General features: G+C 40.0%; 20 protein-coding genes and 2 pseudogenes. 13 read left to right on the top strand and 9 right to left on the bottom strand.

The annotated features are described in order from the left end of the window. Nucleotides 1-75: 75 nt before the first annotated feature. On the bottom strand, nucleotides 76-2,361 hold the full coding sequence (locus GJB62_RS04725; RefSeq protein WP_114081064.1) for a protein phosphatase 2C domain-containing protein: 2,286 nt from the start codon (nucleotides 2,359-2,361) through the stop codon (nucleotides 76-78). 501 nt (nucleotides 2,362-2,862) lie between these two features. Then, entirely contained in the window at nucleotides 2,863-3,228 is a 366-nt protein-coding gene (locus GJB62_RS04720; protein ID WP_114081065.1) for an NAD(P)H-quinone oxidoreductase subunit M, read from the bottom strand. An 881-nt stretch (nucleotides 3,229-4,109) separates the two neighbouring features. Between GJB62_RS04720 and GJB62_RS04715 the strand changes: the two genes are divergently transcribed. After that, nucleotides 4,110-4,394: an Npun_R1517 family heterocyst differentiation transcriptional regulator gene (locus GJB62_RS04715; protein WP_069070488.1), complete on the top strand. Its 285-nt coding sequence runs from the start codon at nucleotides 4,110-4,112 to the stop codon at nucleotides 4,392-4,394. 551 nt (nucleotides 4,395-4,945) lie between these two features. Here GJB62_RS04715 and GJB62_RS04710 read toward each other — a convergent pair. Further along, nucleotides 4,946-5,641, bottom strand: coding sequence for a response regulator transcription factor (locus GJB62_RS04710; RefSeq protein ID WP_114081066.1), 696 nt, complete (start codon nucleotides 5,639-5,641; stop codon nucleotides 4,946-4,948). Between the two features lie 650 nt (nucleotides 5,642-6,291). On the opposite strand from GJB62_RS04710, the gene GJB62_RS04705 reads away from it, so the two are divergent. Both GJB62_RS04705 and GJB62_RS04700 read left to right on the top strand, forming a co-directional pair. Continuing rightward, nucleotides 6,292-6,663, top strand: coding sequence for a hypothetical protein (locus tag GJB62_RS04705; RefSeq protein WP_114081068.1), 372 nt, complete (start codon nucleotides 6,292-6,294; stop codon nucleotides 6,661-6,663). A gap of 21 nt (nucleotides 6,664-6,684) precedes the next feature. Further along, the gene (locus tag GJB62_RS04700; RefSeq protein ID WP_114081069.1) at nucleotides 6,685-8,037 is read left to right on the top strand and encodes a ShlB/FhaC/HecB family hemolysin secretion/activation protein; all 1,353 of its coding nucleotides are present in this window, start codon (nucleotides 6,685-6,687) and stop codon (nucleotides 8,035-8,037) included. Between the two features lie 39 nt (nucleotides 8,038-8,076). Here GJB62_RS04700 and GJB62_RS04695 read toward each other — a convergent pair whose 3' ends face one another. The 4 genes from GJB62_RS04695 to GJB62_RS04680 are packed head-to-tail and all read right to left on the bottom strand — an operon-like array spanning nucleotide 8,077 to nucleotide 11,794. After that, nucleotides 8,077-8,655 (bottom strand): Uma2 family endonuclease, encoded by a 579-nt coding sequence (locus GJB62_RS04695; RefSeq protein ID WP_114081070.1) that lies wholly within the window; start codon nucleotides 8,653-8,655, stop codon nucleotides 8,077-8,079. Between the two features lie 42 nt (nucleotides 8,656-8,697). After that, nucleotides 8,698-10,506, bottom strand: coding sequence for a transposase (locus GJB62_RS04690; protein WP_114081071.1), 1,809 nt, complete (start codon nucleotides 10,504-10,506; stop codon nucleotides 8,698-8,700). Beyond that, nucleotides 10,493-10,912 (bottom strand): IS630 transposase-related protein, encoded by a 420-nt coding sequence (locus GJB62_RS04685; protein ID WP_209271479.1) that lies wholly within the window; start codon nucleotides 10,910-10,912, stop codon nucleotides 10,493-10,495. Before GJB62_RS04685 ends, GJB62_RS04690 begins: the two co-directional genes overlap by 14 nt. After that, a complete protein-coding gene (locus GJB62_RS04680) occupies nucleotides 10,913-11,794 on the bottom strand; it encodes a filamentous hemagglutinin N-terminal domain-containing protein (RefSeq protein ID WP_114081072.1) in 882 nt (293 codons plus the stop codon). It lies immediately after the preceding gene. A gap of 335 nt (nucleotides 11,795-12,129) precedes the next feature. On the opposite strand from GJB62_RS04680, the gene GJB62_RS37365 reads away from it, so the two are divergent. Both GJB62_RS37365 and GJB62_RS04675 read left to right on the top strand, forming a co-directional pair. Continuing rightward, nucleotides 12,130-12,279, top strand: a complete 150-nt coding sequence (locus tag GJB62_RS37365) for a hypothetical protein (protein ID WP_245246098.1) — start codon at nucleotides 12,130-12,132, stop codon at nucleotides 12,277-12,279. A gap of 48 nt (nucleotides 12,280-12,327) precedes the next feature. Beyond that, the gene (locus GJB62_RS04675) at nucleotides 12,328-12,807 is read left to right on the top strand and encodes an aromatic amino acid lyase (protein WP_245246214.1); all 480 of its coding nucleotides are present in this window, start codon (nucleotides 12,328-12,330) and stop codon (nucleotides 12,805-12,807) included. A gap of 225 nt (nucleotides 12,808-13,032) precedes the next feature. Here the strand turns inward: GJB62_RS04675 and GJB62_RS04670 are convergent. After that, nucleotides 13,033-13,776 (bottom strand): annotated as a pseudogene (locus tag GJB62_RS04670) (ISAs1 family transposase); the annotation flags it as partial. Here GJB62_RS04670 and GJB62_RS04665 point away from each other — a divergent pair. The 3 genes from GJB62_RS04665 to GJB62_RS04655 all read left to right on the top strand — a co-directional run bounded on the left by GJB62_RS04665 (nucleotide 13,758) and on the right by GJB62_RS04655 (nucleotide 17,727). Beyond that, nucleotides 13,758-13,967, top strand: a complete 210-nt coding sequence (locus GJB62_RS04665; RefSeq protein ID WP_181852806.1) for a hypothetical protein — start codon at nucleotides 13,758-13,760, stop codon at nucleotides 13,965-13,967. The pseudogene GJB62_RS04670 and the gene GJB62_RS04665 overlap by 19 nt on opposite strands. A 16-nt stretch (nucleotides 13,968-13,983) precedes the next feature. Continuing rightward, nucleotides 13,984-15,714, top strand: coding sequence for an ABC transporter ATP-binding protein (locus GJB62_RS04660; protein WP_114081073.1), 1,731 nt, complete (start codon nucleotides 13,984-13,986; stop codon nucleotides 15,712-15,714). Nucleotides 15,715-15,894: 180 nt separating this feature from the next. Further along, complete coding sequence (locus tag GJB62_RS04655; RefSeq protein ID WP_114081074.1) at nucleotides 15,895-17,727, top strand: ABC transporter ATP-binding protein; 1,833 nt, start codon at nucleotides 15,895-15,897, stop codon at nucleotides 17,725-17,727. Nucleotides 17,728-17,848: 121 nt separating this feature from the next. On the opposite strand, the gene GJB62_RS04650 is transcribed toward GJB62_RS04655, so the two are convergent. Continuing rightward, on the bottom strand, nucleotides 17,849-18,547 hold the full coding sequence (locus GJB62_RS04650; protein WP_179075067.1) for a YdcF family protein: 699 nt from the start codon (nucleotides 18,545-18,547) through the stop codon (nucleotides 17,849-17,851). 310 nt (nucleotides 18,548-18,857) lie between these two features. Here GJB62_RS04650 and ctpB point away from each other — a divergent pair, with 310 nt between their 5' ends. The 5 genes and pseudogenes from ctpB to GJB62_RS04625 all read left to right on the top strand — a co-directional run. Continuing rightward, nucleotides 18,858-20,198 carry a carboxyl-terminal processing protease CtpB gene (ctpB, locus tag GJB62_RS04645; RefSeq protein ID WP_114081075.1) on the top strand — a complete coding sequence of 447 codons (1,341 nt, stop codon included), beginning with the start codon at nucleotides 18,858-18,860 and terminating at the stop codon, nucleotides 20,196-20,198. 148 nt (nucleotides 20,199-20,346) lie between these two features. Continuing rightward, nucleotides 20,347-21,336 carry a glycosyltransferase gene (locus GJB62_RS04640; RefSeq protein ID WP_114081076.1) on the top strand — a complete coding sequence of 330 codons (990 nt, stop codon included), beginning with the start codon at nucleotides 20,347-20,349 and terminating at the stop codon, nucleotides 21,334-21,336. A 646-nt stretch (nucleotides 21,337-21,982) separates the two neighbouring features. Next, nucleotides 21,983-23,977 (top strand): GGDEF and EAL domain-containing protein, encoded by a 1,995-nt coding sequence (locus GJB62_RS04635; protein ID WP_114081077.1) that lies wholly within the window; start codon nucleotides 21,983-21,985, stop codon nucleotides 23,975-23,977. A gap of 285 nt (nucleotides 23,978-24,262) precedes the next feature. Then, the gene (locus GJB62_RS04630) at nucleotides 24,263-24,811 is read left to right on the top strand and encodes a tetratricopeptide repeat protein (protein WP_114081078.1); all 549 of its coding nucleotides are present in this window, start codon (nucleotides 24,263-24,265) and stop codon (nucleotides 24,809-24,811) included. Continuing rightward, a pseudogene (locus GJB62_RS04625) lies at nucleotides 24,793-25,455 on the top strand (CHAT domain-containing protein); the annotation flags it as partial. The gene GJB62_RS04630 and the pseudogene GJB62_RS04625, both read left to right, overlap by 19 nt. Between the last annotated feature and the right edge of the window lie 53 nt (nucleotides 25,456-25,508).

The raw sequence follows: 25,508 nt of genomic DNA, 5'->3' as shown, positions 1-25,508 counted from the left end.
TTGACCTTGTAAGTTTTTTACTTTGATTGTTACTTGTTATTATTCCAGGTTTTTACCAGTTTATCGAGTATTTGATTAAGTTGGACTGGTGCTAGCTGATGGAGTAGCTGGCGGTTGCGTAACGGTTGGACAGGGATTTGGTACATCTGATTGTAAAACAGATACACCAAAGCTTTTTAGTTGGGATAAGTCCAGCAATACTGTTTCCGGTAAAGCTTTCAAATTGGGTGGAACTGAGGAAGTTACTGCTGGTTTATTGGTATTAGCTGGAGTTGGCGTGTTCTTGCTTGGACAGACTCGCATAGAAACCGAAAGATTTCCAGAAGCAGGTTTGGGATTTGGATTTGTGTTGATAACTTGTAAAAATGCTCCAGGAGGAAGCGATGGTTTATTTCTCAAGGGGATTTCCTTAGTGGTTTGAATTACCCAGCCAGGAGAAAGGTTATCAAGCGATCGCGCTACGGGTGTTGCTTGGGTGGTAGGCTTTTGAGTTGCTGTGGGATTGGGAAGAAATGGAAATAAGCCTGATGGCGATCGCAATTCCTTCACGAACAGTCCTAAAGAGCCTGCTATCACCACAAATATTAAAGGAACAATCCACTGTAGCGGTAATTGGCGATTTTTAGCAGGCTCAGTGTCGGGAATGACCTGAGTTTTGTGGTTTGGGCTACCTAAAAGGCTTGCATCTGTTGCCCTGGATGCAAAATCAACAGTTTTGGCAGAATAACTCTCTGGAATGAAGGCTTTGATGGTAATTTCTGGTTCCCAGTATTGGACTTGATAATGGACTAAAGCGATGGTGACATTATCGTGTCCGTTTTTAGTATTAGCAATTTCGATTAATCTATCGGCAACAGTGGCGATGTTTGCTTCCCCAAGTAGAATCGGCAAAATTTCTGTTTCCCAGTATTCCTCCACCCGATCAAAATCACTCAAACCATCGGATGTGAGCAGAAAAATCGCATCTTCGTCGAGCATAAACCGTGCCGAGGTGGGATGCAATGAAGTGCTGGGCCCCATACCCAAAGCCTGGACGAGAGAGCCAGCAGAACTTTGTTGTACAGCATCGCGGTAAATGGCATAGCCTAGCCGCACCTCGCGGGAAGCGACATCATCATCAAGGGTGACTTGATAACAACCCTGACGGGTAATCCAGTAAGCACGACTATCACCTACATGGGTAATGTACATTTCGTGTGCAACAGGCAATGCCATGACTAAAGTTGTGCCCATACGCTGCCGCCCTTGGCGATTTTCACTGTCATTGCGCTGACTAATTTTGTCATTGGCAATTGCCACTGCTTTTTCTAGATCATTCAGCAGTAGTGAAGGGTCTATGTGGTCGTAGGGAACTTTTGTTAATTGCTGTACCTGCTGCTGGATCGTTTCAATGGCTAAATTTGAGGCGACATTGCCACCTTCGTGACCACCGATGCCATCACAGACGATTGCTAAAGCTGTTGGCTGGGGTGGTTTGCTGATCAGAGTTCCACTGGGAGGGCTACAGGCATCTTCGTTGCGTTGGCGACTTGGGCCAGTGTCGGTTTTGGTGATAATTTTGATCGTGGGCGTTTGCGATCGCCCTAATTGTGCCAGTCCCTGATCTAAAACTGTAATCAATTGGTCAGTTGAGTTAATCTCTCCCTGAATTAAAGAAAGGCTAACCTGCTCAACAAATTCAGTTATGGCTGGTTTGCTATCACTAACCAACTGCTGCCAAAATTCACCTAACTGCGGCAATTCTGGTGATATTTCACTGTCGAAACGCAAATCCAACAACCGGACTAACGAGCCTTCTACCCGTAATACAGATGAGTCAAGCAAGCTAGAAGCTACACCTTCACTTGCCAGAGGTTGCCACAGATGAGCTATTTGCCATAACCAATTGAGTTGGCGCATCGATGTTGCATCACGCCAAGCGGTGGTTAACTCGCTGCCCAAATACACTTGGATTGTGTCATCTACTAATAATGGCGGTTTAAATAGTGGCGGTTTTTCTAAGAGTAATATTTCTCTTTCATGGGAAGATCCGTCAGCTATAAAAATGACTCCATATACCTGTGGTACGTGTAAGCGATAGGGAATGAGTCTCAGGTAAGCTCTTAGAGGCTGTAAATTCTCTAACTCAGGTGTTAGCGCTAAGAAACCAGGTTTCGTGTCTAAAAGAATAAATTTATCAACGACTAAATAGCGATCGGCTAATATTTCTCCAGGGCTACCCACACTTGGGCCATCTACCACAGCCCAGAGATAATTTTTGGGTAAGGGCGTGGAACATCGCTGGCAAAACTTGTGAGTCAGGGGGTTGGCAGCCTGACAATTTTCGTTTGGACAGTAGAGCGTTGCCGCGTCATTTTCCATAGTTTTCGCACCGATCAGCGATTGGCAATTTCTTTAACAGCATTAGTAGGGACAATCTAGACCGCTCATCTTTCTTAAAATTGACATACCCAGACTTTAGATGATGATTTTAGCTGGCGGATATCAGCAGGTGCTAATACTTAACTTATCTAAAAAACACGCTCCTAAGTCAACCCTCCAGCCTCATCATAGCTTCTATTGCTCTGTGACTCTCAATCGCCAAAGCAACTAGCTCCAACCCTGTTAACAAAGCATAACCCAAGCATAACTGCACCCCAAGCTTTTGCTGAATTATCGCATCATCAAGAGGCAGAGAATATAGGGATTTATTTAGTTTATAAGTAGGATAGCAACAATTAACTTTAATTAAGAATTAAGAATAGCAAATATAGTTTTGGCAAAAGTACCGGATGAATTTCCCCTTCCTACGTCGGGAAGGGGGATTTTGCTGATGAGTTGCTTGAATTGTCAGAAGGGTTCAGCCAGACTCTTAGCAACTTTTTAGCTTACTTGTTTGTCGTCAATTGCAACTTGGGGGACTCCCATGCTGTAGTTTGTAACGCGCGCAGACAGATTGTAGCTGATTTCGCCGCCTTGCAGGAGCGATCGCAGATAATGCTCTAAGTCTGACCCCACACGGCGCAAATTATAGTCCGTGAGGTCTGCGCCACTGGATGCTTCTACTAGTTCATCAAATTTTCGATAAACTTTTTGCAGCGCGTCTTCATTCCAGTTAAATTCGTTATCTGGGTCAATATCTAACGTTAAGACCTGTTGACTTGGAACTAGGTCGCCATCCCGGTCAATTTCGCCTGCAAAAATGCGGACATGACGGGTTGTGGACTTGAGCAGCATCGGGTTATCCATAAAAGGGTGTAAGATTTGGGTGGATTACACTGAAATTATTGTAAACGCTATATTCAAGCTTGAATGCTCTCAATTTACAAGCTTTGAACCCAGTTTCAAAAGGGTATATTGAATGGGCATAAGTAAAAATATCACCTGTACTGAATTAACTTACTCCTTCTGTTATGAGTTCAAGACACATTTAGCAGCTCGTACTGTCAGTAGTCCAATTATTTTTCTGTAAAAATTACTTTTTCATTTAGGGTATACAAACAAGTCAAAGTGGTGTGTGAATCTTAACTACTGCTAGGATTTTCTTACTTATAAAGCCTAAAACCCAGTAAGGTGAAGCACTCACAAGGAATAATTTGATCTGTGTACATTTTTTTATGGAGAACAAAAGTTTTTACCTTAATAATTCTGCTGACGAATTTCTTCGGAATTTTCTATTGCAAAAAACGTACATCAAGTAATTTCACTGAATAGTGCTACATCGACCTCTGGCTGTAATAAGTTCAAAAAAATTAAGCGATTTTACTTACGTATAAACACCAAAATTAAAGTAACAAGTCCAACTGTTATTGACGTTCACATAAAGTTGATGTAAAAAGCTTTAAAAAGGTTGAACAACTTCTTACAGAAACTTTATTGTGTAGAATCTTAAAAACTGAATAATAGTTATGGCTTACCATAAGCTACATCTGGCACAGGAACATCAAAATCTAGACAGTGAAAATTTAGCTTGTAAATAAAACACAGGAGAGTGAAATGGATTACAAAAGTGATTGATGAAGAAAAATTCTTAATTCAAGCACTTTGGATTCAAAAGAGATATAAAGAATTTTTGCTGGACATCTACCTCCTTACCCTCATGACAACCAAGTAAAGGAATCTCAATAGTTATGAACTCCAAAGCATTACCACGCCAGATAAATAATCTCGAAGTAGGTGTTTATGAGTGCGAAATCCATCTCAAGTTCCGGTTGATTGAGGAAAAGAGTCTATTGAGCGATCGCGAACAACTCTTACAAGTGCTACTTGATGCTTTAACCGAAGGTTCTGATGACTTTCTAGAGACGCTACAAGCGTCCGTTAAAGCGCAGGAAGTGTCTGAGTTTAAAGCTTCACCTCAAATGCGCCGTCAGCTTATGCGCTTGCGTAATGCTGCTGAAAATCCACAAACTTAAAAGTGTAATTTAAGTAGTGAGAAGTATGAATTGGGCATCAAATCAAGTGTTGATCCCATGAGCCCCGTTGCAATAAATACTAAGCAGCAAGTAGAATTCATCAAAATATTGTGATTTCTACTTTGTGAAAGTCTTATTTAGCAGCACAAAGTCCCAGGAACAGTTTCCTCTATTAAAAAACTTTGTAGCAAAGGGTACTGGTAGAATCTGAGAGCCAACTCAACCGGGTGCATTTTACCGAGTTTTTATCAAAAAATTGCAGGAAGAAAAAACCTGTGTCTTTACAGATGGGGAATTGGACAACAGGCGCAAATCCAATGAAAACCTAAAAGACCAAAGTAAACATAAATAACCTTACTTTTAGCTTTTTACTTTAGCTAAGTGCCTGATTTGCCAAAATACTTATGTTTTATCTATTACCAGTATTAGGTTATGGTTTAGCAGCCAGTTACCTATTACCAATTACCCAGAGGCAGAGGGCAGGGAGCAGAGGGGAATGAGGGGGATGGAGAAAACAATATAATCAATGCCCAATGCCCCATGCCCAATACCTATTTAGCCAGACCGTGTTCTAGAGCAAAACGAACTAACTCTGTACGGCTATTAGTGCCAGTTTTACTAAACAAACGGCTGACGTACTTTTCTACATTGCGGACGCTGGTTTCCAAACGACGGGCGATTTCTTTATTCATCAACCCTTCAGCGACCAAGTTTAAAACACTTTGTTCTCTGGGAGTCAAATCAATTTTAAAAGGGGCTGGCGATTGGGAAATGGCATTTCTTTGGGTTAATAATGCTTTAATTTGGGCAATCTGATTGGCTAGTTCAGCAAGATCGGGTGTTTCAGCGTCATCTCCTGTAGTTTTAGCCTTAGCATCGCGGCGGGCTAGTAAATTTTCGACTATAGCCACTAACTCATCAGGATCGAAGGGTTTGGGTAAATAGGCATCAACACCAGCATGATAGCCTTGAATGCGATCGCCAGTCATACCCTTAGCAGTTAAAAATACTACTGGCAATGCTTGAAAGCGGGGGTCTTCTCGCAGTTGCTTGAGGAACTGATAGCCATCCACCTGGGGCATCATGACATCGGATATCACTAAGTCAGGTGTATTCATCTGCATCCATTCCCAACCTTCAAGGGCGTTACTGGCGACTTGAACGCTGAAACCGCTCTCTTGCAAATAGTCTTTCACGGCTTCCCGTATCCCTGGTTCATCATCCACCAGTAACAATTGTGCTGACATTTAAGATTTCCTTGAGTTTTCCTTTTTCCAATTTAGCGAAAGTTGACAGTCATTGAACATTCTGAATTTATCTCTACAGCCCCTAAAACTTCTAAAATTGACATCTTGGCCCCTCGTTCACCCCTTTAACCTTTGTAATCATCCTCCCTTCATAAGGACGGGCTGACTGGAAAGTTTAGGGACTTCCAAACAAAAAAATACAATTATTGATTGTGGGGTGGGCAACATGAGCGCCACATTAACTGGGCGCTCATGTTGCCCACCCCACAAGATTGGATAATTTGTGGAAAAAGTATTTGCCAAAAAGCCAGGGTTTTTGCCGGATAAAGAAAACCGAGTTCTTAATTTTGGATAAAGTCGAGCGAAGAAAGCGGGAACGACTGCGTGAGACATATTTATATTTTTGATGGGCAACCCTACAAAATACTACATACAGTTTTCTGCAAAATAGCAGGTACTATTATGCGATCGCATCATACAAATTAGGCATGTATATGTGCATAAATTGTGAATGCATTACCTAATCATTTCCCTTAATCTGAGTATTAAAGAAACGGTTCATGAATCAAAAAACACAAAAAGCATAAATTCATTAACCGTTGCTGATAAAAATTTTGTAATCTTTATTAACTCAGATGAAGAGGTTTATCATGTTTTCTAAACTAGTTCGCAATACAGTTTTAGTAACAACTTTAGCATTCCCAATAGTACCATTAGCCAGTCAAAATGCTCTTGCAAACGATAACCGTGATTTCTTGGTCTACAACAACAATGAGTTAGAAATTACTCAACTATATGTATCCTCAGCAAAATCTAGATATTGGGGTAATAATATTCTCAATTCAGATATTGTTAACGGTTCATTTGACATGATTACATTTGGCAATAGCAGCAATCAATGTACCTATGATGTTAAAGCCATTTATAGCGATGGCACTTATGATCTCATGCGTCAAGCTAATCTTTGCAGCACCTATGGAATAACTTTTTACGGTCATGGAGGCGACTATCAAGAATATTAGGAATTTTCCAATGGGATTTTGATGCGATCGCAAATCACCAAACTCTATGTTGATAATGGTTATATCAGCAGTAGTGCATTTATTCCCAACAATCAAGATATCGCTAGCGGTGTTGTGCAAATCCAAGTTGTAGAAGGCGAACTTGAAAGAATTTCCATTTTAGGGTTAGAAAGATTGCAAACTGCATACGTGCGTTCCCGGATTGCACGGCTGGCGGGTAAGCCTTTAAACCAAAAACGTCTTGAAGAAGCGCTGCAATTATTACAACTTGACCCCGTAATTGAACGAGTCAATGCCGAGTTAACCGCAGGTAGCACCCCAGGTAGCAATATTTTACAGGTGACAATTACCGAATCGCCACCATTCCATGCTGGGGTGAACTTTGCAAATAATCAATCATCTAGCGTTGGTTCAGAACAAGGGAGTCTTTTTATTGCTCACGATAATTTCTTAGGGTTTGGAGATAAATTCAGTGCTGAATATGCTGCTAGTGAAGGGTTAGATATTTACAATATCAATTATTCTATTCCCTTTAACGCCCTAGATGGAACTATTGGTGTCCGCTATAGTAACAGTGCTAGCCGGATTATTGAAAGCGAATTTCGTGATTTAAATATTCGCAGCGAAGCCGAAACCCTTTCTTTTAACATCCGCCAACCGCTAACCCACACGCCAAACAACGAATTTGCTCTCTCGTTCGCATTCGATTTACGGCGCAGTCAAACCTACATCCTCAATGATATTCCCTTCTCGTTTACAGAAGGGCCCGAAGATGGGCAATCAAGAGTTACGGTAATTCGCTTTTCGCAAGATTGGTTACAACGTAATGCTAACAGTGTCTTAGCGGCGCGATCGCAATTTAGTTTTGGCATCGATGCTTTTGATCCAACTATCAACGATAGTGGTACTGATGGGCGTTTTTTCTCCTGGGTAGGACAATTTCAATGGGTGCAACGGCTATCTCCCCGCATTTTGATGTTGGCCAAAGTTAACACTCAACTTACTCCTGATTCCTTACTTTCGCTAGAAAAAATTAGTATTGGCGGAGTAGATACAGTGCGCGGCTATAGTCAAAATCAAATTGTTGCTGACAATGGGGTAGTTGGAGGTGTGGAAGTTCGGATTCCCCTAGCATCGAATGTGGAAACTTTACAGCTAATACCCTTTTTTGATATCGGCACAGCATGGAACAATCGCGGTATTAATGCCGACCCACAAACTATTGCTAGCCTGGGTTTAGGCTTAAACTGGCAACCTTTAAACGGTTTGGTATTGCGTGCAGACTATGGTATACCATTTATGGGCACAAGCGATCGCGGTACTTCACTACAAGATAATGGGTTTAATTTTTCAGTCCGCTATCAACCATTTTGAACCACATCTACAGAAAAAGCGATCGCACTATAAATCAAGTTATTCTTCTGCTTCAAAATTAACACCTTCATATAGTGGTGCGATCGCTAACTCAAATTCGATACTGGATAGGGTAATCATATCTCCCTCAGTGTAGGGATAATAAAGCCACATTTTGCCCTCTCCCCGACAGTAGCGTTCGACGGAAATTTTTTCCGAATCTATCAATAAATATTCTTGTAAAGAGGGAATTTTCAGGTAATTGGTGAATTTTTCGCCCCTATCTTTCTCGCTTGTACTGGGGGAGAGGACTTCGGCAATAATTTTCGGGTTTTGAATAAATTTGCGGGCATTCAGGTCTTGAGGGTCACAACTAACGATAACATCAGGATAATAATAAGGACTTTGAGGAGTAACTTGTACTTTCACATCCGACACATTCACTCGACAACCTCTAGCCCGTAAATGTGGGTATAAGACTCTGTAAAAGTTAAGTGCAATATCATTGTGGGGAATTGTACCACCTGTCATTGCAAAAACTTCGCCGTTGACATATTCGTAACGAAGTTCTTGCTGGAGTTCCCATGCAAAATATTCCTCAATGGTCATTTTTGGCGGTTGCTGGAGGATGGCTACCATAGTCAGATTTTTCCAGTTTGTTTTGATTTTAGCGAATCAACACTAATTAGAACATTCTCGACTCAATAGCAACTGTCCATTATTCAGCCGATATAATCCTTGTGGTTCAATAATTGCATCGCCTTTCTTCCAAGGACGGGATGTAGTTTCAACACCTCTCACCTCGCCAGTTGTGTAGTTAGAAACCAACACCCCAGGACGATTAGTAGTCAAAGCACCAGAACCTGTGATGGTAAAAGAGTTTTCTTGTCGTTTAGTACCGCGTGAAATGCAACTATTAGCTATGAGTGCGTTAGTGTCAATGGCGTTTTGGGGAAGTTGACCAAGGTTGTTTTGTACGAAAGTGGTATCAGGTAGGACAATTACACCTGATACTGCACCGCTAGCATTGATGTCTACTTGGTTATTTTTGTCTAATGTAAGTGTATTAGTACCGGGAACTATGGGACGATAATTCTGTCCAAAAAAGGCTGGAGTATTGAGGGTGATGTTCCCACCTTTACCATCTTGGGCAAAAGCGAAGATGTCGCTGTCATTGAGGGCAAAAATAGAATTCGCTGTAATTTTTATGTCGCCACCACCACCAGCACCCCTAGAAACAAAAGTAGAAATATCACTGTTACCGAAAAGTCGAATATCTCTAGCATCAATATTAATATCTCCTCCCGAAGATTTTCTGGAAGAAGTAGAGATACGACCATCTAATGCATTTAGATTTTCATCAACTCGGATAGTAATTTTGCCAGCTTGACCTTGATTGATACTTTGGGTAGATATTACTGCACCACCATTAATATTCAAAAGTCGGGTTGTCAATTTGATATCACCTGCATCTGCACTTGAGGCTTGGTCTAAAGTTCGACTTTGCACACCACTGCTGGAACCCTCAGCAGAGATACCCTTTATTTCCACCGTATCGGCAGTAATATCTATGTTCCCGCCACGACCTTCACCAATGGTAGAAGCAGCTATTTGCGATCCATCTTGGATAGTTAAGTTTCCAGTATTGAATATTTTTAGGTTTCCTGCGGCTCCAGTTCCAAAAGTTGATGTATATAAACCACTTCTACCGATAAGTTTTATGGAGTCGCTAGCTGTTAAGGTTATATTTCCTCCCTGACCTTTATCTGTAGTTGAAGATGTTATTAATGACCTATCCCTAACTATCAATTCTCCAGTTTCCAAAGTGATATTTCCAGCCGAAGCTGAACCAAAAGTAGCAGTAGATATAATATTACTTTCCCCATCAGGCGATATTCCGCTTAATACCACTGAATCGGAAGCAAAGATGTTTACATTACCTGGTTTTGCTTGTTCAAAATTACTTGAATCTCCTGGCTCAATCGTGTTAATTAAATTTTGGATAAAGGCAATTAAAACTTCCCGTAATTCCGGTTGACCATTACTAAGAAGGTTTATCGGAGTAAAAGAGTTCAAATCTATTCTGCTTGGATTAATAGTACTAGTAGTAATACTAGTTCCTTCTCGGAGATTCAAGTTTCCAGTTTCAATCCTGATATTACCTCCTGCTCCCGCTCCAAATGAAAATGTAGCGATCGCACTGTTATTCAAATTTGCAGATGCATTAGTACCACCAGTAAAAGTCATTGCAGCAATAATTCCTTGTGTTGACATTGCTCCAATCATCGTCACATTTTTTCCTCGTCCCTGAGGATGTGAAGCATAAGCACGACTACCTTGAGGCGAACGAGCGAAGCGTCTGGTGATGGCGATGTTAACTCCGGCTTCATCAATAAATACCAGGTCTTCCAGGTTTACCGAGCCAATCGTTGTCCAATACTCTGCTCTGAGTTTCTGTACTCGTTCTGTATATTTTTCACTGGCGTGCAATGTTTTTTTTGCGGGTTAGCTTTAGCTTTTGAGTGATTCTTCCCATTGTCGCTCTGCTGACTAGAACACCCGTTCGTTCCTCTAATCGAGAAAACAACTCAACCAAAATTGCATCGTTGTCTTCCTCCAGTAAGGTAACAACTATTGCCATCTGCTCACTACTTAGCTTACCTGTATTACCTCCAGCATGAGCTTTTGGCTCAATTGTCGCCTTGCTTCGATATCGCTTTAGTAGCTTCTGGATAAAAGTTAAACTGACGCTAAATCTTGTTGCTAGTTTTCGTTGGGAGCCTTCTCGATTATTATACGCGTCAATTACTTTTTGACGAAGGTCAATGGAGTATGCTTTCATTCCAGATGCACTTTGCTGTTGACTTTGTTCATCCTCCCATATTTTGTATTTCACTCAAGCGAGAACCGCTATATTTAAAGAGGCTTTATTGGAAAATAAAATGTTAGCTTTCAATACATCTATAGGAAAAATTAAATCAAGATTATTCCCATCTATATTTAGTCTTACTATCCCTCTTTCTGCTAAACCTCCTAATTCAATTTGTCCTTCAGGAGCGTTTAAAACTCCTCCATTAAAAGTTATATTACCACCCAAAAATAGCAAACTTCGACCATTTGTAACTTGTATTCCATCAATCACAGATGGGTTAGTATTATTTACAGTTCTAGATAGGTTAATAATGGGTGCTGCATTTATTTGATTGAATAAAAAAGCTGAGGGATTAATTGTCAAAAGTTGGGAAGGTTGACTACCAGAGGTACTCAAAGAACCGTGAGCGCCAAATTGAATCCCGTTTGCAGTTGTTGCCACAAACAAACCACCCACATCTAATCTGGAATTTTCCCCGAAAATAATCCCATTGGGATTTATTAGAAACAGGTTGGCATTTGAAGGGGCAAAGTTATCACCAACCACTTGAATAGTACCCAATGCACCCAAAATCTCAGAACGATTACTCCCAGTTACCCGCGTCAAAACATTCGCAATACTGGCATTGGGAATAAAAAAGTAAGCTCCCCGTCCCCCGCTAACATTAAATTCTCTAAAGCTGTGAAACAGATTAATTTGGCGAGTTGCACCACCTGTAATTACTTCTATCGATTGTCCCTGAAAGTTGCCTATAACTTGAGAAGACTCAGCACCAAGTGTATTGTCGGGTACTATATTACTTTGCTGTGCGAGGGTTTTGCTAGTGAAGATACTGACGATTAACCAGCTTACGAACCCCGCCAATCCGAACTGCAAATACTTGTATAAACCGTATTTTTTCGTCATTTGGCGCTATTCATTTTGATTATTTGAGTATCTAATAAAACTGCACCTTTGGATAATCAATAAGCGAATATTCGTTAATTATGCAGTTTTCTGCAATGGTGCGATCGCATTTCTGCATTCTTCAGGTATTAAAACTGCACACAAACAAGCAGAAAAAGTGGATGTGTAGCATGAAGATGTCGGATATTGTGTAACTCATCGGCAACAGTAAAACTACTGAACGTTAATTAGTCCCTTGCTTTTTAGGCTAAGTAATTACACAACTTAAGGTTTTTACAAGTCAATTGCATATTTTAGCCTGAATTACCAATTCATTAGTCACAGCTTTTAAAAATATGGATACACTTCGTTTAAGTAAAAACGCTGGTGGTAAAACTGCATTTCCTTTTGTACACAATTCTGATGATGCTGTGCTTGTAGGCGATCGCTATCTCACTATCGAAGAAGTAATTAGTGTAGCGCGTTATGGGGCACAGGTGCGTTGAACTGACAACCTCAAAAGTTTAGCCAATGTCCAAGCATCATGTGATTTTATTCATCATGCGGTTGAATCTGGCGACCCGATTTATGGGGTGACAACTGGTTTTGGTGGTATGGCCAACGTGGTGATTTCTCCTGAATCTGCGGCTTTGCTGCAAAATAATTTGATGTGGTATCACAAGGTGGGTGCAGGAAAAAAATTACCTCTGGCTGATGTCCGTGCTGCGATGCTTCTCCGTGCAAATTCCCATATTACTGGTGCATCGGGGATTCGTTTGGAACTTATCAAGCGGATGCTGGTATTTTTAAATGCTGGTGTTATGCCCCATGTCTGCGAATTTGGCTCAATCGGTGCGAGTGGTGATTTAACGCCTTTAGCATATATCACTGGGGCATTGATTGGTTTAAATTCTAACTACACCGTAGATTTTAACGGTGAAGAAATGGATGCACCAACAGCACTGAAAAAGCTGGGTTTAGAGCCATTGCAATTACTTCCAAAAGAAGCAGGGCAAACGCATCTTATTTACTAATAAAAACTGAGGAAGATTTAAAAATGACATAGATAATTGTAAAAATTGATGAGATGATAAATAAAATCAAAGATTTCGCTAAAATGTGAATTAGCTTATCTTCAACTGAATCACTAATCATTAATACTAGAATAATTCAATTATGGGATACATAAAATTATATTTACCTGGAGAATAGATAAAACTTTTATGTAAAATATTAAGCTCAAGTTTGGATGTACTATTTTAAGCTAATGCTAAAACACTTAGTAAATATTTGTTATCTATCGCCGCGAGAAACTGTTTATTTTTGATTCCACGTTTGACATGCTTCTCTTGAGTTAAAAGATTGACTGCAATATGTCTAAGAATTGCAAAATTCTGTGGAGCATTATCTTTTCTAATCCGACAGTCATCTTCCCTTAAGGCAACATCTAATACCCAATGTAATGAATTCTCAACTCCCCAATGACTGCGAATAGAATTACCAAACTGTTCAGCATTATCTTCAAGGCTACTAATAAAATAACGAGTTTCAACTGTTGTTTTACCGTCTAATAAACGGACAGATTCTACCATGCCAACACTATTAAAGTTTGACCAAACTGAATCTGGGTTAAGCAGAGACTGAATCTGAGATAACATCACATAGTGGCGGGTTTCCTGACGACCATGCCCAATTTCATCTGTTTTATATGTGCTATGTTCAATCCCCTCAAAACCTGTACTTATCCCTGACTGGAATAGTTTTTCAACTTCATCGTAAAGATTTCCTTGATTCTTTTTTAACGTAATTACATAATCTGCATCTTGCTGTGTAATTAGCTTCACAATCTCTTTCTGGCAACCAATTGCATCAATTTTTACAATACATCCAGACAGTTCTAGAACCTTTAATAATTCTGGAATAGCTGTAATTTCATTCGATTTCTCATCTACTTTTACTTGTCCTAGCACTAATTTATTGGTGGTTGCCCAGGCATTTACCATTAGAAAATGTTAATATACAACGCAGCTTAGATTTTTATACTTCTATTTACAGACAAGAAATTGGTATAATTAGCCGTTTAATTGCTCAATCTGCGCCGATTGTAGATATTATGCTGGCTACACAAGCACGACAAGATGCGATCGCACGATTAGCAATTACCAGCAACAGATTAGCTCACTCACTACATTAAACACGTAAAATTATATATGAAGCAAAAACCAGATGTGTCTATTAAGCCACTAAAGCGAATTTTGACAATGTTGCTAAAATACCCAGTAATGGTATTAGCTGCGATCGCTAGTTTATTAATGACGATAGTTGCTAATATCGCTGCACCTCAAATTATACGCTGGGGAATTGATGCTGGTATTGCCAAAAATAACTTACAAGTGATTTTGACTTGTGGGGGATTGATGGTTTTGGTGGCTTTAATTCGGGGATTGTTCAATTTTGGACAAAGTTTTTTTTCAGAGATAGTATCTCAAAGTATCGCTTATGACATCAGGAATAAATTTTTTAGTCAAACCCAGCATTTAGATTTAAGCTACTACGATCGCACGCCCACATCACAACTGCTCACACGTATTAATAATGACATCGAACAAATTCGCGTTTTTATTGGCGCAACCTTGCTGCAAATTTTTGGTGCTGCGATCGTATTATTCAGTAGTGCGACAATTTTGCTACTCATGAATTGGAAGTTGGCACTTGTAGCATTAGCAATTATCCCGACTTCCTTCATTCTATTAGGCGGATTTTTTCAAAAAAATACTTACTTGTTTACTCAAGCACAGAGGCAGCTAGATGATTTAAACTCAATTTTAAAAGAAAATTTACTCGGTGTGCGTGCAGTCAAAGCTTTTGTGCGTCAAAAAACAGAAATAAAACGCTATGCCGTTGCTAATGAAGATTTCCGCACAACAAGTATCAAAACAATTTATGCACTGCGAGATACATTTCCCATAATTTTTTTAGCGAGTAATTTACTTGCAGTTGCTATTTTTGGATACGGGGGTTTAGAGGTAATCAGCCACAGCTTTTCTATTGGCGAACTAGTTGCTTTTAATTCCTATTTAGCATTTATCATCCAACCAATTTTTCAGACGACTTTTGCATTTCAATCTGTTGCTCAAGCATCAGCATCAGCCACTAGAGTTTATCAGGTGATAGATGCAGAAATTGCCATCAAGGAATCTCCCAATGCAGTCTTTTTGCAAAGATGTGAAGGAAAAATTTCTTTTGAAAATGTTGATTTTCGCTACCCAGAAGTAAATGATAATACCTTAAATAGTATTTCATTTGAAATCCAGCCAGGGCAAACAGTGGCAATTTTAGGTACGACGGGAGCAGGTAAAAGTACACTTGCTAAATTGATTCCACGTTTTTATGATGCAACAAACGGAATAGTAAAGGTTGATGGGTATGATGTCCGCTCTTTAAATTTAGTCAGTTTACGTTCTCACATTGGTTTGATTTCTCAAGAAGCAAGTTTATTTTCTGGAACTATCCGTGAAAATATTGCTTACGGAATACCAGATGCACCTCTTTCAAAGGTAATTGAAGCAGCTAAGTTTGCTCAAATTCACGATTTTATTATTAGCCTCACTGATAGTTACGATACTGTTATCGGCGAACGAGGAATCGGCTTATCGGGAGGGCAGAAGCAAAGAATTACTATTGCTCGGATATTGCTAAATGATTACAAAATTCTGATTGTAGATGATAGTCTTTCTGCTGTTGATGCGAAGACAGGAGCATTAATTCAAGAAGCCTTCAAAGCTCTGATGGAACAGCGTCAATTTACTATAATTTTTCTCACTCAACGGATTAATAATATGGTAAATAATGCTGACCAAATTTTCATAATTGATCGAGGTAAAATAGTTAAAATATCTTCTGGTGCAGAGCTGATTGAAAATGCCATCTTAAAAAACTAGTTAAGCTAATGAGCATTTAAGTTGCATAACACCAGGGCTGAAGCCCTTACTACAAGCGAATCAGTCTGGAAAAATAAATGACGATTAGCTTATTTATAGAAATGCTAATTTTTGATCTCTATAAAATTATTTATATCTCAAATCAACCTTGCCATACTCTCTAACATAAAATTGCCATCCATGAACAGAAAAATTAATATTTTTGAATCGGTATCACAAGTAAATGCACCATTACCTGTTATCCGCCGCTTCAGTCAATATTTTCGTCCATATATCAAAGAGATTCCCATCATTCTGGGAATAATTATTATTAGCTCTATTACCCAAACAATAGCACCTTTGCTTACTGGTTGGTCGATAGATAACTTGATACTTAAAGGCAATTGGTTAGGACTGTTATGGATGCTAGTTGTATTAACAATAGTATACCTTACGGGGTTTTTATCCAATCGGACTTTGATTGTTAAAGTTGGTGTAATTATGCAGCATTTGCTCGCGCAATTACGCCAAGATATCATGAACAAATTACAAACATTACCCCTTAGCTTTTATGATAAAAGTAAAGTGGGTGATTTAATGAGTCGCCTGCTGAGTGATGTTAATACTTTAAATCAAGTATTTAGCCCTATGCTACCGCAAGTTATTGGAAGCTTTTTTGGCTTATTAGCAAGTGCAATATTCATGCTTTCCATCAACTTGCAATTGGGTTTAATTACTAATCTGATTGTGCCAATTATGTTCTTAACAACTGCATTTTTTGCCAGATTAGCGAGGGCAAAGTTTCGCATTACTAGACAAACAATTTCTCAACTTTCAATTAAACTAGAAGAAAATATTAGCAATATTCAAGAAGTTCAAGCATTTAACCGGGCAGAAATCAACATTCAAGAGTTTAAAAAACTTAACGCAGATAACCGAAATGCTAATATCCAAGCAACAGCAATTACTGCTGCTTTCCTGCCAACAATAGACTTATTTAATACACTTACTTGGGGGATTGTATTAACTTATGGTGGCTTTCTCGTTTATAAAAATATCATGACTGTGGGAGCTGTTACCGCATTTTTGTTTTACGTCCAGCAATTTTTTCAACCCATCCAAATTATCACTAACTTTTATACTCAAGCACAATCTGGATTAGCCGGATTAGAAAGAATTTTTCTACTTTTGGATGAGCCAGTCCAACTTGAAGATACCACAGACGCGATCGCCTCCGGGAGACACAACGCGATCGCAATGCCACCAATTCAGGGTAAAGTTCAATTTGAATCTGTCAATTTTGAGTATAAACCTGGCCAAAAAGTTTTAGAAAATGTAACTTTTGACGCTGAACCAGGACAAGCGATCGCATTAGTCGGAGCTACTGGGGCAGGAAAAACCACTATAATTAGCCTACTCTCCCGCTTCTATGATGTATCAAGCGGTGCTATAAAAATTGACGATATAGATATCCGAAAAGTTACACAAGCAAGCCTACGTCGTCAAATTGGTGTTGTCTCGCAAGATACCATGATTTTTAGCTGTAGCGTTGCCGAAAATATTGCCTTTGGCAATCCCCAAGCAACAACGACAGAAATTGAAGCGGCGGCAAAGATTGCAAATATTCATGACTTTATCTTGACCTTACCCCAAGGCTATAAAACGCAATTAGGAGAACGGGGGATAAATCTCAGCAAAGGACAACAACAGTTAATCAGCATCGCCCGTGCAGTTTTAGTAAACCCGCGCATCTTGATTTTGGACGAAGCAACGAGTAACATTGATAGCCAAACAGAGAAATTAGTTCAAGAAGCGATCGCTAATTTACTTCAAGGTCGCACCAGCTTTATCATCGCCCATCGTCTGGCTACAGTCACTAATGCAGACAAGGTATTAGTCATTGAGCAAGGACAAATCATTGAACAAGGTACACATACACAATTGATGGAGCAAAGGGGAGTATATGCAAACCTTTATTCTCTACAACTAGTAAATAATATCAAAACTAGCTTGAAAATAGGTTCTAGAAACTAGTATAGAGGGTTAGTAAACTGTGTAGCAGCTTAATACTATTCCACGAAATGTTCTGATACAAATAATTTGTCTCTAATTCTTTCCCCATGCTCCCTGCTCCCTTCCCCCTGCCCCCTTCCCCTCATCTCCCCAACCCCCCCTGGTGTTCACAATGAAAACCTTTATGCTCCCAAGCTTGCATATCTACTTCAGCAAGCTTTGTCACATTTGAGCATTCCGGTTGAATAATTTGACTTAAAATTGCCCACAATAGGCTACGCGTTAAATCTAATCCAGTTTTGCCCCAAGATTCATTATTGCCAGGAATGCCCGACTCCTCAACAATTTCAGGCTCTACCCAAATACCATGAGCGCCCAAGAGAATCTGTGCCATCCATTTAGCTCTGGGTAAGTGACTTGGCGAAGTAATCAACATGACTTTATGCACTCCCCAACGCCGGAAAATTGGAATACCATAATAAAAATTTTCAAAGGTAGAATTCGCGCACTTTTCTAACCAAACGTTTTGTAACTCTACTAATTGCGGCTGAAAAATTAACCATATACAGGGGTCTGGGGAACCATGAGAAATTAAAATTGGGGTTTGCGGGTATTGTTTTGCTAGTTGGGCCACATAAGTTTCTCGACGAATACTGCCACCAAGCACGAAGAAGGCATCTACTGGCTGTGAAGAAGCAAAAACTAAGGTTATAGTAGTAAAAATCAGCCAAGTGCCTAAGACAAAGTACAATACACCAGTTAGTTTTTGTAACAATTGCCACAGATTAGCAATTTTTTTTTTAATAGAAATTAACGATTTGATGGTAAATTTACGTTTCATGACTTCGGTAAGAAAACCTGATTTAATAGCTGTCTAACAAGGCTGCAATTAAGCGATCAAAGTGCTATCTTATAAAAGTAATGAATCAGTACAAACATGACGCTAATCAAAGTGTCACATCTTCAGTATAGCCTTCCGGAGACGGCTAAAAAGCTGAGAAATGGTTGTTAATAATGCAGTATTTTCGGCATCATTACAACGATAAAAATGATGAAGAAAGCATAGCTTAGTTTGGGGTATAAAAACTTAAAAATTTCTGGAAAGCCTGATTGCTAAACTGTCAACAACACAATTATTCCAGTTAATATACATGAACCAATCTGCGAAAAGTTACTCACCGCTCCAAGTAGCCTTGATTGGTGGAGCGATCGCTACGACTGCTACGATGTCTGTATTCGGCTCCGCTTGGACTCGTGGTGTCCGTGCCGCCTTAGCTCTACAAGACAGCCCGAAAATGATAGTTGACCAAGTTTGGCAACTGGTAAATCATGAATATGTTGATGGTAAATTTAATCAACAAGATTGGCAAGCAACTAGACAAAGCCTATTGAGCAAAGACTATTCTTCCCGGGAAGAAGCATACACTGCCATCCGCGAAGCTTTACAAAAGTTGGGAGATCCTTACACTCGATTCATGGACCCCAAACAGTTTGAAGCCCTAACTAGCCAAACATCTGGGGAAGTCTCCGGTATTGGCGTTCGGATGGAAGTAAACGAAAAAACTCAGCGCCTGACTGTCGTCGAAGCCATAGAAAATTCTCCAGCACTGAAAGCTGGGATCAAAGGAGGCGATGAAATTTTGGCAATTGACGGCAAATCCACTCTCAAAATGAAAGTGGATGACGCTTCCAAGTTAATTCGTGGCAAAGCAGGTACTCCCATCAAACTACGGCTGGGACGAGCAGGGCAAAATGCCTTCGAGTTGAAACTGACAAGAGCAAGTATTGAAGTACCAACAGTACGTTATACCCTCAGACAAGAAGGAAATCGCCGCGTTGGTTATATCCGGTTGCGGGAATTTAGCGCCCACGCCGCAGAGCAAATGCAACGAGCCATCCGCGATTTGAACACTAAGAAAGTTGATTCTTATGTCTTAGATTTGCGGGGAAATCCTGGCGGTTTGTTACAAGCGAGCATTGAAATTGCTCGGATGTGGTATAATGACGGCGGAATTGTCAAAACAGTAGACCGTGTGGGCAGCACTGAAGAAACTAAAGCTAATCGCACTGCTTTAACAAATCGTCCCTTGGCAGTATTAGTGGATGGTAATTCAGCTAGTGCTAGTGAAATTCTCACAGGGGCACTCAAGGATAATAAGCGGGCGGTAGTCGTAGGTGGTCAAACCTTTGGTAAGGCCCTAGTCCAGTCAGTTCATGAACTTGCAGATGGTTCCGGCTTGGCTGTCACCATTGCCCATTACTACACTCCGGCGGGAACAGATATTAACCATAAAGGGATTGCCCCAGATGTCAAGCTAGACTTGACAGAGGCACAAGAGCGGCAGTTAGCTTCTAATCCAGATTTAATCGGAACTAAGAGCGATCCGCAATATGCCAGAGCGATCGCCATTTTATCAAATAACAACTTCGCCCAGCCGCCAGCAAATCAGCCCGCTCGACCTATGAGCCGCGCCGATAACCTGAAATTTTAGATTGATGCAAATGATTTCTTCACAGGTGTTTATATAGTAGTATTCCCAAATCCAGATTTTTGGAGTTACGAAAACTGCTTAATATACCGTTCTAGGATTTTGGTTTGGGAATACTAGTTAGTAATCCCATCTCTCAAATCTCAGATTTATGAATCATCAGCCAGTTGATGCAACCACCGCCACCACCCCTTTACCAATGGTGTCGGTGGTTGTTCCTATTTATAACGGTGAGGCGGATTTACCAGAGTTAATCAATTGTCTGTTATCTCAAACTTACCCAAAAGACCGGGTAGAGTACTTATTGGTAGACAATAACAGTAGCGATCGCACTCTCACCATCCTCAAAACATCTGCCGAAAACTGCCCAATTACAATTCGCCCCTTGAGCGAAAACCAAATTCAAAGCTCTTATGCTGCTCGTAATACTGGGATTCGCGCTGCTGTGAGCGAAATTATAGTTTTTACCGATGCAGATTGTCGCCCACAACCTCAATGGTTAGATGCATTAATTCAGCCTTTTGTCAACAAAGAAGTGGTAATTGTCGCTGGTGAAATTTTGCCGCTACCAGGTAAAACTCTACTAGAACAACACGCAGACCGTGAAGAAACTTTATCGCAAAAGCATACCCTTAACCATGCCTTTCGTCCTTATGGACAAACCGCTAATTTGGCGATTCGACGCATTGCCTTAGAAAAAGCGGGTTTATTTCGTCCTTATCTTACCACTGGTGGCGATGCCGATATTTGCTGGCGGATTTTGGGGGAAAACATCGGGCGTTTGGAATTTGCCCCAAATGCGATCGTTCAGCACCGCCACCGCGCCACACTTAAAGAACTGCAAAGTCAATGGCGGCGCTATGGACGCTCAAATCGCTATCTGCACGAACTACACGGCGTAGATTTGATGCGAGAAATTACACTTAAAGAATGTGGCTATCGTTTGGCACGTTGGTTATTGAAGGAAGTACCACGGGATATTAAAAAGGTGTTGGCGCAGCCCGCCGCAGGCATCGCGAGTCAAGCCACCTTTGTAGATTTATTAAATACTCCCATTGGTTTGTTCACAGCGAGGGCACGTACTGCTGGGCAACAAGACTCCAAATTACCAGAAAATGCCAAGATAATTGATCGGCTGTAAAAATACTAGAGAGTTTGCCAGGATAACTGCAATTCTTTCCATATCTACATATCATATAGAAACCCGCTTTGATTTCTATTCGAGCAGCGTGGTGTAGGCATATTTACTTGGCTTAACAGAAAACGAGAAAGAAGGCTCATTGATTTGTACCTAGCTTCGCAAAAATCATCAATATAATATGAGATTGTTGGCAAATTTAGAGGTAGTCTAAACCATCATATCTAATCCATCTTAATTTCTTTCATTTCTGTGCGTTTCAACCCACTTGAGCTACTAACCCATAATTGATTGCAGCGCCAGAAAACATCACAAAATCAAGGTATTGCGTATGCGGTGTTTCACTGATAAAGAAATGCTCCTCTCAGCCCAATAGCATTGGTTGAACCCTAAAAATTTACTAAGTTATCCAACTACTGAATCTATCTTAAGAAGTATATTAAAAAACACAGAAAGAAAATATGCTATTATGCATAAACTATTACCTGTAATAAATTGTATTTAAAAGCATGTTTAAAAAGTTTCAAAAAATATAATTTTGTAGTTCTGATTTGGCATGACTGCAACAAAAAATCAAGATTTTACCTAGAACTGAGATACCTTTCTGTGCTAACTGTGGCAGCAAAAGACCTTTTTAAAACATCCTCTAATGAGCAATATGAACGTGGATGTATTTAGCCAACAGATAGAAAAATTGCACTCACAGATACAGAAACTATTGCAATGCGATACAACTAAGCCAAACTCAGAACAGGAGATCATAACAGAGGCTTTCGAGGAACTTAACACCGCAATAGAAGAATTATTGACAGCCTCCGAAGAATTAAAGGTAACACGAGCGGAAGTAGAGAAAGAGCGCCAGCGTTACCAAGATTTGTTTGAGTTCGCCCCAGATGGTTATTTGGTAACTAATATCGTAGGTACAATCCAAGAGGCTAACCATGCAGCAGCAACCTTACTGGGTGTCAACCAAAAGTATCTAGTAGGTAAACCATTAATTCTATTTATTGCTCAACAAGACCGTCAGTTCTTTTGCTCTCAGATGAACAATTTTCAAGAGCTACTGAATTGGGAACTTAACCTACAACCACGGGGCGGAAAGCCTTTCCCCGCGATGATTAAAGCATCTGCTGCGTACAAATTCCAAGGGAAGCAGGTTGGCTGGCGTTGGCTGTTGTGCAACATCAGTGAACGCAAAAAAACTGAAGAAATGTTGCATCAAGCTTACGATGAGTTAGAAATACGAGTAGCAGAACGGACAGCGGAACTGGTAAAAGCAAATCAGAAATTGCTAACTGAAATTACAGAGCGGAAACGAGCCGAGTCACAACTGCTGCACCTGGCATTTCACGATATACTGACAGGTCTGGCAAACCGCTCTGCATTTATGAACCGCCTAAGCCATGCAATAAATTATTCAAAACGGCATTCAAATTATTTATTTGCTGTGCTATTTATCGACCTAGATCGATTTAAGGTGATCAATGACAGTCTTGGACACCTAAATGGAGATCAATTACTGCTTGCTACTGCAAGTAGACTACAAGTATGTGTACGTTCTATAGATACAACTGCACGCCTTGGAGGAGACGAATTTACAATTCTGCTTGAGGGAATCCAAGATGTGTCAGATGTCATCATAGTAGCTGAACGGATTCAACAAGAACTGGCATTACCCTTTGAGCTTGAAGGACAAGAAGTGTTCATAACAGCAAGTATTGGTATTGCCTTGAGTTCAACACTAGATTATAAACATCCAGAAGAAGTATTGAGGGATGCAGATACAGCAATGTACCAAGCTAAGATGCAAGGTAGAGCGCGTTATAAACTATTCAACTCAGATATGTATGCTAATGCTCTGGCGAAATTGCAGTTAGAAACTGATTTACGCCGAGCAATTGAACGCCTAGAGTTTCGAGTTTATTATCAACCGATTGTTTCGCTCACCAAAGGCTCTATTTTGGGTTTTGAGGCTCTGTTGCGCTGGCAGCATCCAGAGCGTGGTTTGCTTAATCCAGCAGATTTTATTTCCCTGGCAGAAGAAACTGGACTAATTTTCTACATTGGGAAATGGGTGTTGCATGAAGCCTGCCGCCAAATGCAAGCTTGGCGAATGTGCCATGATTCCAACTTGCTAGAAAAAATAAGTGTCAATCTCTCACTCAAGCAATTTTCCCAGCCAGATTTGATTGAGCAGATTGGGCAAATTTTACACTCAACTGGTCTTGATGCTGACACGCTAACACTAGAAATTACTGAAAACGTAATTGTGGCAAATGACGACAAGGTAACTGCTACATTTTTGCAACTTCGAGAGATGGGTATTAAGTTATCAATTGATGACTTTGGTACAGGGTACTCCTCATTAAGTCATCTTTATAACTTTCCAATTAGTGTGTTGAAGATTGATCGTTCTTTCATCAGCTTGATGAGCGCAAATAAAAAGAATATAGAAATTATTGAAATAATTGCCACATTAGCGCACAAGTTGGGTGTGGATGTTCTAGCCGAAGGAGTAGAGACAAAAGAGCAACTAGCATTTTTAAGAAAGTTGAAATGTGAATATGGTCAGGGACATTTTTTCTCAGTTCCATTAAATAGTTCATCAGCAGAGGCATTAATAATAGCAAATCCTCATTGGTAACGGTTATTAAAGAAAATAAAATTGGTTGGCTTTTTGGGCGACTTATTCTACACTCCAAAAAAGGTTCAATAATCAGGTCGCCTTTTTTCCATTGAATTAAATTAAGTTTGAATAATAATTTAATAAGAATAGTAGATTAGCTTGAGCAATAGTAAAACCTGTAAAAGTCTGAATCTTATTGCTGTTTTAGATAAATTGCAGAAAACTGCACACTTTTAAAAAATTCAGTTTTTTCTGCTAATTTCTGGTAATTTAAACAATAAAAGCTAAATAAACATTTTATCTATGTGGAAAAATATGAAAGCTAAAAGTAAATATCTTAAAATATTATTCTCTGCGCGTTGGTGGATGCAGATGTTGCTGAAGGTTGGAAACTTCTGCAAAAGGCTAATTTATTTCTCTACTCAGCGACACCAAAAACCAAATCTGCATCATAGATTTATTAAAGTATTATTTTTGACAACTTTACTAACATATCTTTTGTTTGGACAAGTCGTATCTGCACAAACTCCAAATGTGACTGCATTAGTTGAACAAGGAATTAAAGACTATGATACTGGAAATTTTCACAATGCGGTAAAACACTGGGAAGATGCATTAATTCAGTATAAAAGTAATTCAGCAGCTACGGCGGTTGTAAATGAAAATTTGGCGCGTGCTTACCAACAACTAGGAGAAAATAAAGCAGCGATCGCATCCTTATCAGCAGCAATTCGTGACTATGGCGCTGTAGCAAATATTCAGCAAGTGGGACGCATGAAGTCAGAACTAGCCCAAGTTTACAGCAATTTGGGACAACCCCGCAAAGCGATCGCAGTACACAAAAGGCGTTAATTTTGGGTTTAACTGAAAAAGCCACAATTGACGGGAAGACTTTTGATCAACTTTTTGCTGTTCCCAATGAAGTTAGCGCAGTTGAAAGTATATTTCCTAATCATACCGACCTTATTGATGAAAACTTTTCCCCTGAAAATTTTGAGAAAACACTTGATAAAACCACATATCCTATTGTCCACATAGCTAGCCATGCCCAATTTGGGATCATTCCTGAAGACACCTTCATTGTCACAGGCAAAAACGTCACAGGCAAAAACCAAAAACTTACCATTAGTCAATTAGAAAACTCACTGCGAAACCTCACCAGCAAATCGGATAGCGTCGAATTACTCACATTGACTGCCTGTGAAACCGCAGTTGGCGACGATCGGGCCACACTAGGATTAGCTGGAGTTGCATTGCAAGTTGGGGTTAAAAGTGCGATCGCATCTTTGTGGAGCGTCAGCGATCAATCAACATCCGAACTAGTCAAAACATTTTACAGCAACTATCGCAACGCTGGCATGAGTATTGCAGAAGCATTGCAACAAGCTCAAATTAGAATGATTCATGCTAAGAAATTATCATCTGAGGGGATGAATCCCAGCTATGACAATCCTGCGTATTGGGCACCAATGATTGCGATCGGTAATTGGCTTTGAAAGCCCAAATCACCAACTCCTTTGAGGATAAAGTTGGCGAATAGAGGATGCAC

The organism is Nostoc sp. ATCC 53789 (assembly GCF_009873495.1).
Lineage (GTDB): Bacteria > Cyanobacteriota > Cyanobacteriia > Cyanobacteriales > Nostocaceae > Nostoc > Nostoc muscorum_A.
This window is presented reverse-complemented; position numbering and strand designations above follow the sequence as displayed.